The following is a 10,806-nucleotide window of genomic DNA, read 5'->3' on the forward strand; positions in this document are numbered from 1 at the left end:
ATAGGTAGGCTACATTTACTCTTCTTTCATTCGTCTAAAGTAGTCTTTGTAGGCGTCCCTTACTTTTGGCGCAAGCCAGATGGTAGAAAACATCGTAGGAATCGCCATTAGTGCGTACATGGCATCAATCAGGTTTACGGCGGCATCGGCAGAAGCTATGGCTCCATACATGATAGAACCAATATAAAGGTAATTGTACCAATTTTGGCGCTTGGCTCCCAGCAAAAACGAGGTACATTTTACCCCGTAATAAGAGTAAGAGAAAAGGGTGCTGAGGGCAAATACCAAAATACATATCAGCAATAAGCCCGCGCCAAAACCAGGCATTGCCTTGCTAAATGCCCGAGTGGTGATGGTAACGCCCAAGTCGTGATTTTCTTTGATAATGTATTGGTTAGGAATGGCCTTGCCTACAGCATCTGTTTTTTGCGACACAACCAGTGGTATGTAGTTTGGTTTATTGTAAGTAACCATTTTTATAGGTAAACCTTCGGGGTTATTGAGCAACTGGGCAGACAGGTCAATATGGTTGAGGGTCTTTTTTTTCTCTATTTTTAAGGTAGCATTTACTTGTACAGGCAGGTCTTTGGCATTGTTCGACACAGTCACAGGCTTGGCGTCTTTGAGCGGGTTTACCTTTGCCATTACTTCTATCTGAATAGCCTTGCTGTTATCCTTGAGGGTTACTTTTTGGGCATCCAACATTACAATCACGTTTTTATTCTGGTCTATTTGTGGTTGCCACACTCCCGTTACAATAATTGCCAGGGCAGTCATTGTACACACCACCAAGGTATCTATTACAGGGCCTAACATAGCCACCAAACCTTCGCGTACTGGTTCTTTGGTTTTGGCAGCTCCGTGCATCATAGGGGCAGTACCTATGCCTGCTTCGTTAGAGAAAGCCGCCCGGCGTACACCAGTTACAATCAAAGCACCTAAGGCACCTCCTAGCATGGCTTCTCCGGTAAAAGCATCAGTTACAATGAGTACCAGGCTAGGCACCACATCTTGGATATGGGTAATCAGTATAAAAAGCACTGAGGCAATGTACATCGCTACCATCAACGGAACCATCTTAGAGGCCACCTTGCCAATGCGCTGGATACCACCGAAGATAACTGTAGATACCAGTGTTACAATCACTAGCCCAATGAGTACGTTGGCCAACAAAGGATCTTTGCCTACCAAACCGCTGGGAGCAAGCACTACATTTCTGATTACTTCGGTGAGCTGGTTTGCCTGAAACAGGGGCATAGCACCAAATATTCCCGTGATACAAAAAAAAGTAGCCAAGGGCTTCCAGTGTTTACCCATTCCCTCGGTAATGGCATACATAGGCCCTCCCTGTACATGCCCTATCGAGTCTTTGCCCCGGTACATAATGGCAAGTGTACAAGTAAAAAACTTGGTGGCAATGCCTACAAAAGCACTGAGCCACATCCAAAATACAGCACCTGGTCCTCCTGTAACAATTGCTACGGCTACCCCTCCAATATTACCTACTCCTACAGTAGCTGCCAGGGCACTGGCAAGGGCTTCGTAGTGGTTAATGTCTCCGGGATCGTTAACGTCGTCATATTTGCCCCGCAATATATTGTAGGCGTGACGAAAGTACTTGAAAGGCATAAAACGGGAGTATAACAATAGGAGTAAACCGCCACCAATCAAAATAAAAGGGAGGGGAGTGGTAACAATGCCGCTAAATTGTTTTAATAGAGCTTCTAACTGCTTCATAAATCTATGGGAGACTGTTTGTTTTTTTAAACAGCCGCCAAAATAGTGTAAATGATCGGATTTAGAAAAAATATATGAAAATAGTCTGGTTCAGTTAACTTAATCAAATAAAACATTGAACTCGTCGCTGTTTTTTGAATGTGTGCAAGAATTGTTGCTTTTGTTGAGTGGCAAGAAGCAGCAGGGCATCTATGTTTAAAAAGTGTTTTTTTTCGCCTCAGCAGCTACTTTATTTAAGTGACGGGAAAAAATAAAGTGTTCCAGAGAGTAATGTTCTATGTGCCAGGTGAGTTTTGTAGCTTTACTAAGTAACTAGTGCACTAGGGACTAAATTCCTACCATATTAGCTTCGCAGAGCTCGCCACAGTATAGCTGTAGGCTCGGTTCTTCGGAGCCTTTAGCCCGCTGACTTTACTTAAAAAAGTTTGCGTAGCTTTGGCTATGCGCACTTTTTGAAGTGCGTCAGCAAACAAAATACCCTCGAATAAATAGCGCATTTATTGAATCCCCAGTGCACTGGTAAAAGCCAACGACTATGAAAACATCCTAGACTTACTTAGTTATTTATTTGATCGTTTATCGGCATATCATTATATTGATGGTTTGCAAAATGCAATATACGAAGACCCTTTTGACAAATAGGCAAACAGATGAAAAAATGGCTTTTATGGTTGCCATTCCTTTGGATAGTACATACAAATGCAATTGGACAGGTAAAAATAAAAACGAAGGGGGACCCTTTGGTGTTCAACTATGCGCCAGACGGATACCAAACAGATGGGCAGGTATGGACAATGCAACAAGATGCCAGAGGGGTGATGTATATAGGCAATAATACTGGCATTATTGAATACGATGGCTTTCACTGGAGTTTACTAAAGTTGCCCAACTACTCGATAGTGAGAACTATGACAATAGACGAAAAGGGGCGCATTTATGTAGGTGGACAGGGCGAGTTTGGTTACATTGGTGCTGATTCGTTAGGGCGTACCTGTTACGTCTCTTTGTTGGATAAAGTCCCCCTCAAACATCGGTCTTTCAATGATGTATGGAAGGTGTTTAATACGCACCTGGGGGTGGTTTTTCAGACTACCCACAAAATATATGTGCTCAATAAGCAAAAAAAAATAGAAGTATATTTTCCCACCAAGAAAAATTTTCACCGAAGCTTTTATGTCAATCGCCAAATGTTGGTAAGCGAACCTGGAGTGGGTATGCTTGTACTGAAAAATAAGCGGATGCAGTTGATTGAAGGAGGGGAGCGGTTTGCCAATAATCGTGTGTATGTGGTACTGCCTTACGACGATGATCACTTGTTGTTTGTGACCCGTACTCAAGGTGTTTTTATTTACAATGGTAAAACATTTGAACCTTGGTTAACCGACTCAGAAGAGCTGAATAAGAAGAAAAATAACACCACTTATTGTGGGTTGCGTATAGGCACCAATTATTTTGCCATTGGTACGTTATTGTCAGGGGTCATTATTTTAGATAAGCAAGGCAAAGTATTGCAGCACATAAATAAGGGCAAAGGCTTGCAGGCAAATATAGTGCTTAGCCTGTATCTTGACAGAGAACACAGCTTGTGGACAGGACTGGAAAACGGCATTAGCCGGATTGAAATAGCCTCGCCTATCAGTTATTTTTATCAAAATCACGGCATCAGCGGGGTGATATATAACAGTGCTTTTTATGACAAACATCTTTATTTGGGTTCGTCCCAAGGTGTTTATTGTGCCCCTTGGAAACCAACGCTGAGTTTTTCGTTGCTACCGTCTACCCAAGATCAAGTATGGAGCTTTACAAAAGTTCCGCAAGGGGTAGTTGCCTCCAGTAATGGATATATATGGTTGATAGATAAAAATAAGGTAAAGCGGAAGTTGGCTGTGCCCAAGGCTAACTATTGGCAAGTAATTGCTTTGGCAGACAGTACGCATCTTTTGGCAGGTACCAGCAACACAGGGTTGGCTTTGTTAGATGCCAAAACGCTGGAGTTCAAGCATTTTCTTACTGGGTTTCAACAAGATTGCCGTTGGGTGATACAGGGTAAAAAAAGGGAAATATGGGTAAGTAATTCTTATAGTGATGGAGTGCATCGCCTTACATTGAATGATGACCTGACACGAGTAACAAAAGTAAGGACTTATGGTGTGGCAGACGGCTTGCCATTTGCCAACAGTAACCGAGTGTTTAAGATAAATGGCAAGATGCTGGTGGCTACAAAAAAAGGTGTTTATAAGTATAAAAACGATAAGTTTGAGCCTTACGAGACTTGGAACGACTATATTGAGGGTAGTTCCAAACAGGTATATTTTATCAAAGAAGATGCTAAAGGAAACGTATATATGTTGGTGAGCAATAATATGCTTAAAAATGCCCCCCTCGAATGCCTGGTAATGAAGAAACAAAGGAAGGGGTTTAAGGTAATCAGGCACCCATTTGCCCCTTTGTCTCCCTTGATTATAGATGCACTAGGCCCTGTGATAGAACCAGTGAGGGAGCACGAAATTTTCTTTTTGATTAAAGACGGCTTGGCGCATTATGACGCTACCCTACCCAAAAATTACTATCAAAAATTCAATACCCTTTTGTGCAATGTCAAGCTCACTGTACCCGAAGATTCTCTGTTGTATGGAGGTGGAGACATGAGGTTGCCAGCCAAGGTACGGAGCATTGGCCACACTTTCAATGCCTTACGGTTTAAGTATGCGGCTACTTTTTTTCAGGAAAGTGATAAAATAAAGTTTCAGTATTTCTTAGAGGGCTTTGACCAGGAGTGGAGCCAGTGGAGCAAAAATAATTACAAAGAGTATAATTATTTGCCAGAGGGAGAGTACACCTTCAGGGTAAGAGCCCGCAATATATATGATGTAATCGGTAAAGAAGCCAGTTATCGTTTTATTATACTGCCTCCCTGGTACCGTACCAAACTAGCTTATACACTTTATGTAGTATTGTCTATAGGGTTGGTTGTTTTGATAGCCCGAACCAATACCAAACGCCTGCGTAAACGCAATGATCAATTGGTACGCATGGTTGACAGAAGAACTGAGGAAGTAAGAGAACAAAAACGAGAAATAGAAGCCCAGCGTGATAACCTGATAGAGTTGAACCAAGAGGTAAATCAAAAAAATGAGGAAATTACTGCCCAAAACGAATCTTTAGAACTGAAAACCTATGAGTTAAAAGATGCTTTTGAAGAGATAAAACGTCAAAACAACGACATTACAGCGAGTATTGCTTATGCATATCGTATTCAGAAGGCTATGTTGCCCCTTAGTACCAACATCCGCAAGGCTTTTCCCCAGCATTTTATCTTTTGGCGGCCTCGCGAGATTGTATCAGGAGACTTTTACTGGTTTACATCTGTTACAACCAACGAAAGTATCAAACATATTATGGCGGTGGTAGATTGTACCGGGCATGGGGTTCCGGGTGCTTTTATGAGTTTGATTGGCAACGACTTGCTCAACAACATTGTCAAAGCGAACCAAATAGTCAGTGCCGATAGTATTCTCAATCAGTTGCATCGAGGGGTAAAAATGGCCCTTAAGCAAGAGTCTACCCAAAACGATGACGGAATGGATATTGGACTGGTAGTGGTAGACGAAGCTCGCCAAATAATGGAGTTTGCTGGGGCAAATCATCCTTTGTTGTATATACAAAATGGTGAAATGACGGTGGTTAGAGGCAATACTTACCCCATTGGCAGAAGCCAAATCGTGAGCAACCCTAAATATGGCAAACAGATCATTGATATCTCGCAACCCACTACTTTTTATATGTTTTCAGATGGTTATCAAGACCAGTTTGGTGGCTCCAAAGGGAAGAAGTTTTTACGACAACGCTTTTGGGACTTGTTATACCAAATACATGAGTTGCCTATGCATGCCCAAAAAGAAACCTTAGGCATTACTTTTAGCCAGTGGCAGCAAGATTTCCCGCAGATAGACGATGTATTGGTGTTGGGGGTTAAACTAAGCCTTTAAAATTTTCATTATTAAAAGCCCCAACAGGCTCGCAAGTGGGATGTTGGCATCACCTCTATCAGGTACACCTTGTTTAACCACGTTGAGATTCGGTTTACAGACCATAAATTCATAATGCATTTATTTTCAGTAGAATATGAGTTTGTTAATTAGAAGGTGACTTCCTTCCTTTGCCAAGTGATTCCTTTCTTTTTTAGGGGTAGTTTTGAGCATAGATTAGTTGGTTTTTTGAAAGTGAAAACCTAAAATATTGTAGCCTTGGTTAAAGTAAAACTTATGTGAGCGCGCATTAGATAAGTACGTAGTTAAGCCTACTGCATCATAACCATTTTGTAATGCCCAGTCCTCAATCTTACTAAAAAACTGCTTACCCAATCCTTTGGATTGCAGCCTGTTGTCAATGATTACATTGTCAAGTTCTAAATGCTTACCACAATAAATTCTTACGGTAGTCCAGCCGCTGGATATACCCAACAGCTCGCCTGCCTGGTACAAACCAAAACAAGTATAATTATCGAGCATCACCATCTTTTTGAGGGTTTCTTCTATGTATGCTGCTTGCTTGTTTGGGTTGAGCTGCATCAGCAAATCTTTTACTTTAGCAAAATGATCTATTGGGTTGATTATTTTTAACTCAATCATATTGATATATTCAGTTATATAGATGTGTTAATGAAAAAAAATTATTGATTACTTATAAACTTACAGTAATTAGCAATGGTATCTTCATTTCTTTTGAAGTATGACCATTTTCCATGCCTAGTTATAATCAACAGACCACACTTTTCCATGTTGGTCAAATATGTTGAAATTGTGGACTGAGAAAGCTGGGCTTTTTCTTGAATATAAGTAACACAAACCCCATCTTGAGCGTGCTTGAGAGGTTCATCAGGATAAAAGTTAAGCGCAGGTTCTTTCAACCATTCCATAATTTTTACCCTGGTTTGGTTTGACAAACATTTACCTATTTCTGTGGCTAACTTTAAATCCATACGTAAACATATCTATAATTAGCGATATATAAAAATGTTTTGCTAAAAATTAAGTGTGAATAGCAATATTCCACGGGTTCAACTAAAAGCCAATGACTTTGTTAAGGAACCGAGCTTGCGAGTCCTTAGATACCGATGTATATCGGTGCTCAGCGGAGCTATGCCAGTATTGGGCTGAACACCGTGAACTATTTCAATTATTTAATCTTTTCTTTTCCCCTTTTTAAGCGAAATAAGCAATACTCCTCCGAGTACCAATGCTGTGCCCAGTAACTGGGTAACAGACAAGGTTTCGTTTAAGAACATATACGCCATAATAATGGTCGCTATAGGACCTACGCTTGCCACTATAGAGGCATCGCTTGCGCCAATTCGCTTGATACCCGCCGAGATCAAAAAGGCAGGAATAACAGTAGAAATAATCGCCATCCCTATGCTTAGTTCATACACTTGGCGAGGAAACTGCAACAAACTGCCCGAATTGCTGATAAAGTAATGGCTCACCACACCCAATGCAGCAAATGTCATGGCATAAGCCGTAAAACGAGTAGCCCCTACTTTGGGTATCAGTTTTTCGCTGCCAATCATATAGATCGCATAAAACAAGGCACAGCCAAAAATAAGCAATACCCCCAGCATAAAGTTTTTTTGTTGGGTCATGTCAAGGTTACCTGCAAACACCACCGCAATGCCTACATAGGTAAAACCTAAGGCAATGAGCTGAGAGCGGGTTACTTTCTTGCGGTATACCGTGGCCGATATAATGACTACCAGGGTAGGGTATACAAATAATATAAGGCGTTCGAGGCTGGCAGTAATGTATTGTAGCCCCATAAAATCGAGCAAGGCAGCAAAATAGTAGCTTACAAAACCCAAAAAAGCCACTGCCACCCAATCGCCGGGTGTTAGTTTGGCGGCTTTTTTAGAGCGACCAGAAAAATAGCCAATGGCCAGAAAAAACGGCAAGGCAAAAAGCATGCGCAATGCTACCAATGACACAGGGTCTATAGGGTATTGGTAGGCAAGTTTGATAAAATTGCTTTACTTGAGTGAGTGATGGCACCAAAAAAAACGAGCAAGCCCCAATAAATTTTTGAGGATTAAAAGTGGCAAACCTGGCGGTGCCTGGCATGGTCAATGAATTGTCTGTCATAATGGTAATAGTAGCGTGTTCATGGTAAAAAAATGGTTATACATTAAAATGCTGATCAAGGCAATAAAACCTGAGTGATACAAAGACTAACAAAATATTGTGTAGGTTGGTTCTCTTATTGAAGAAAGGGGACAATCAATTGCCAAATTTTATTCTGAATATAACTTATTGAAGGATGTGTGGTATTTTTAATGTTTGGTTTAGGGTAGAAGTCGGTGGTTACTACAGCTCCAAGCGATAGGCTTTAGACGGCAAGTGGAATGAGTCGGTGGTTACTACAGCTCCAAGCGAGAAGCTTTAGGCGACAAGCCACAGATGCCCCTGCTCTACAAGCTTCTGTGGTTTTATATTGCCTTGATTTTTAGTAACATATAAAATCGGTAGATAATTGGGAGCCGTAAAATAGGTAGTTGTTTGCCCCTGTAAGTTGCACTTGCTGCTTGTCGCTAAGAGCTTGCCCCTACAGAGGCTCCCAACTAATTTACACTAAAAGAAATATTGTAAGTGCGCGCCAGCATAGTGCTTTGCTGGTACAAAAACCAGTCGGAGCTAACGAGCGTAGTTTTTTCAGCGTTTTGAATAAACTTGTTGAGGTGCCTTATTACCCTTCTTGGCCTCATTTTTAGCAATTTCTGAGGGTTCAAGCAGTGTTGATCAACGCATACCTCTTTATGAGAAGCTATGCCAAGGTAAAGGCTTTTGGCCCATTGAAGCTTAGCCAATACATCGCTTATATACTCCTCAAACTCTTCTGGAAAGCAAAGAGCATGTACTTTTTCGAGCACCTCATCTATAGTTTTTACATAGTCAAAAAACTGCTCGGCAAACCCTTGCTTTAAACTATACTGTTGGTGTTGTTGCCAGTAGTTGCACAAAGCCCTAAAGCCTCGTTCCTGGCACGGCACATCGCTAAGTATTGTGGTCAGCGCATTGAGTTCATTGATATTGAAAAAAGCTCCTTCGTGTTTGAGTTCCACCTCTAGGTTTTCAAAATTATTAAACCTTACACGAGTCACTGGTTTTTGGCGATTTTCTAAAGCAAATGCATTCATTTTTAATAAGTGTTTTGGTGTTTATTTATTCTGTGGTGTAGTAGTAGTAATAATAGTAGTTGTAATAGAGTAATGCACTTGTAGCGTTTTTGTACTTAGGGGCAGGGCAAAAAAATAAGCCACCAGAACTTTTCTGATGGCTTGACTAAAAAACTGAGCGTTGAGTGGGGAGGGGCTATTGAGCACAAAAATGCAACTTAGGCTACAGGTGGACTCAGATGTAATATCTCTTAAGTCGCTGCTATTCAGTAAAACAAGTGCTTTAAACAACCATTGAACCCATTGGCCAAAAATCCCCACAAACACTTAAAACCTGGCACCTTTATCGTTTAATAGATTCAATATGGCGGGTTTTTTTATCTTCATAAATATCTTTAATCTTCACCATTATACCTATTTCTTCCACCCCTCCAAAGTCGGGGTTTACGGCAGTGCCAAAGGTTTTCATGGTAGGCGATAAGTGCATGTATATATTTACCAAAGGAGGTACAATTTCTTTGCGTTCACGGACGTATTGGTTCAATACCTTAAAGCCTTCTTTAAAATTGAGCCCCCCCAGCATTTGGTCAAAAGCCTCGCGGTCATACTCTAGCTCCAGTGGATACTTAGAGGTCATCAATTGCTCGTCATCGGGGAAGTAATAGTGCATAAAATGCAATAAAAAACTTTTGCATTCCAGGTTGTAATGTGGATACATGGTCGCCTTGCCAAAGAAATACTCCACATCAGGGTTCATCACTGTAATAATGCCCAACCCATCCCAAATGTTATCAAGGGCAAACAAACCCTTTCGGGGAGAGTTCATAGGTTGATAAGCCGTTTGTACCCAGCTCCGTCCCAGTTCAATGGTTTTGGGGAGGTATTCTTTGACAAACTTGTCTTCAAACGTAAAATAATGCTCGGTACTCAGGGCAGTTTTAGTGCTTTCACTGTTGAGCACGTCGGCACATTTGATAAAACGATAACCACTGATGATTTCCTCGTCCTGAGGATCCCAAACAATCAACTGCTGGTAACATTGTTCGCAAGTATCCAGCTCATCAATATCCAACGCTTTACCAGTACCTCCTCCGGCACTTCTGAAAGCTTCCTCTCTTAAGCGCCCGATTTCTCTTAGTATATTTGGAGCATTGTGGTAGTTGACCACATAAATTTCGTTTTCTCCTTTACGTGTATAGCGCACAAAACGCTCTTTGCTTAGTTCTTTCTTCAGCAAATCCCTGCTCACAGGTGGTATAATAGTTTGTTCTGCCATTTTATCTATCTAACTGATAAACTTTATTCTTTATTTCTTCTGCCCATTCAGCGTCACTTTTGATTTTCCGGTCGAGGTTGTTCGATACAATCGGTTTACCAAAAATAACCTTCATTTTCTTATTTCTTTGCTTAAACATTTCATTCACCAGGTAGAGCATCTCTATATTGGTTTTTACGCCTACTTTAGTTCTAATGTTCGACAGGCGATAAAAAAAGTTAGACAACTCTCCATCTATATAAGTAGGTATAATAAGCCTGTGGTGCTTTCTTGCCCTGGTTATAAATGTTTTCTTCCATTCAAGGTCACGTATTGCTCCTTTTTTCTTTCGGCTCACCAACCCCGCCGGAAACACGCAAATCAGTTGATCAGTAGCAAATAGTTCATCTACCTGTCTCAACGACTCTTTTACATTTTTACCGTGTTTGTTTACTCCCACAAACATTCCTTGGAGGTTGACAAGATTCATTAAAACATCATTGACGATGAATTTTATATCTGTTCTTTTTTGTTTGAGTAAGGTTACTATAGCCATAGCATCCAGGCCACCCAAGGGGTGATAATGGCGAGAATACAACCACCTTTCGGGACATTGTCAGCCCTGTGTAGTAGCTGATGTGAATGCTGA

The 10,806-nt window shown here is 41.1% G+C and carries 8 protein-coding genes; 1 reads left to right on the forward strand and 7 read right to left on the reverse strand.

Features of this window, described 5'->3' with window-relative positions; all coding sequences use genetic code 11:
* Nucleotides 1-15: 15 nt before the first annotated feature.
* Nucleotides 16-1,737 carry an alanine/glycine:cation symporter family protein gene (locus M23134_RS37425; RefSeq protein ID WP_002693669.1) on the reverse strand — a complete coding sequence of 574 codons (1,722 nt, stop codon included), beginning with the start codon at nucleotides 1,735-1,737 and terminating at the stop codon, nucleotides 16-18.
* Between the two features lie 650 nt (nucleotides 1,738-2,387).
* On the opposite strand from M23134_RS37425, the gene M23134_RS02645 reads away from it, so the two are divergent.
* Complete coding sequence (locus tag M23134_RS02645; RefSeq protein ID WP_002693671.1) at nucleotides 2,388-5,726, forward strand: SpoIIE family protein phosphatase; 3,339 nt, start codon at nucleotides 2,388-2,390, stop codon at nucleotides 5,724-5,726.
* A gap of 216 nt (nucleotides 5,727-5,942) precedes the next feature.
* On the opposite strand, the gene M23134_RS02650 is transcribed toward M23134_RS02645, so the two are convergent.
* The 6 genes from M23134_RS02650 to M23134_RS02680 all read right to left on the reverse strand — a co-directional run bounded on the left by M23134_RS02650 (nucleotide 5,943) and on the right by M23134_RS02680 (nucleotide 10,755).
* A complete protein-coding gene (locus M23134_RS02650) occupies nucleotides 5,943-6,368 on the reverse strand; it encodes a GNAT family N-acetyltransferase (protein WP_002693673.1) in 426 nt (141 codons plus the stop codon).
* A gap of 41 nt (nucleotides 6,369-6,409) precedes the next feature.
* The gene (locus M23134_RS02655) at nucleotides 6,410-6,718 is read right to left on the reverse strand and encodes an ArsR/SmtB family transcription factor (RefSeq protein WP_002693675.1); all 309 of its coding nucleotides are present in this window, start codon (nucleotides 6,716-6,718) and stop codon (nucleotides 6,410-6,412) included.
* 201 nt (nucleotides 6,719-6,919) lie between these two features.
* The gene (locus M23134_RS02660) at nucleotides 6,920-7,717 is read right to left on the reverse strand and encodes a DMT family transporter (RefSeq protein WP_002693677.1); all 798 of its coding nucleotides are present in this window, start codon (nucleotides 7,715-7,717) and stop codon (nucleotides 6,920-6,922) included.
* 630 nt (nucleotides 7,718-8,347) lie between these two features.
* Entirely contained in the window at nucleotides 8,348-8,923 is a 576-nt protein-coding gene (locus tag M23134_RS02665) for a hypothetical protein (RefSeq protein WP_002693678.1), read from the reverse strand.
* A gap of 322 nt (nucleotides 8,924-9,245) precedes the next feature.
* Entirely contained in the window at nucleotides 9,246-10,178 is a 933-nt protein-coding gene (locus M23134_RS02675; RefSeq protein ID WP_002693682.1) for a GNAT family N-acetyltransferase, read from the reverse strand.
* Between the two features lies 1 nt (nucleotide 10,179).
* The gene (locus M23134_RS02680; protein ID WP_262492888.1) at nucleotides 10,180-10,755 is read right to left on the reverse strand and encodes a glycerol acyltransferase; all 576 of its coding nucleotides are present in this window, start codon (nucleotides 10,753-10,755) and stop codon (nucleotides 10,180-10,182) included.
* Nucleotides 10,756-10,806: the final 51 nt, after the last annotated feature.

Origin of the sequence: Microscilla marina ATCC 23134 (assembly GCF_000169175.1) — a bacterium.
GTDB classification, from domain to species: domain Bacteria; phylum Bacteroidota; class Bacteroidia; order Cytophagales; family Microscillaceae; genus Microscilla; species Microscilla marina.

Excerpts from the sequence above, each read along its gene's own strand:
- M23134_RS37425 (WP_002693669.1), bottom strand. The coding sequence starts at position 1,737 with ATGAAGCAGTTAGAAGCTCTATTAAAACAATTTAGCGGCATTGTTACC.
- M23134_RS02645 (WP_002693671.1), top strand. The coding sequence starts at position 2,388 with ATGAAAAAATGGCTTTTATGGTTGCCATTCCTTTGGATAGTACATACA.
- M23134_RS02650 (WP_002693673.1), bottom strand. The coding sequence starts at position 6,368 with ATGATTGAGTTAAAAATAATCAACCCAATAGATCATTTTGCTAAAGTA.
- M23134_RS02655 (WP_002693675.1), bottom strand. The coding sequence starts at position 6,718 with ATGGATTTAAAGTTAGCCACAGAAATAGGTAAATGTTTGTCAAACCAA.
- M23134_RS02665 (WP_002693678.1), bottom strand. The coding sequence starts at position 8,923 with ATGAATGCATTTGCTTTAGAAAATCGCCAAAAACCAGTGACTCGTGTA.
- M23134_RS02675 (WP_002693682.1), bottom strand. The coding sequence starts at position 10,178 with ATGGCAGAACAAACTATTATACCACCTGTGAGCAGGGATTTGCTGAAG.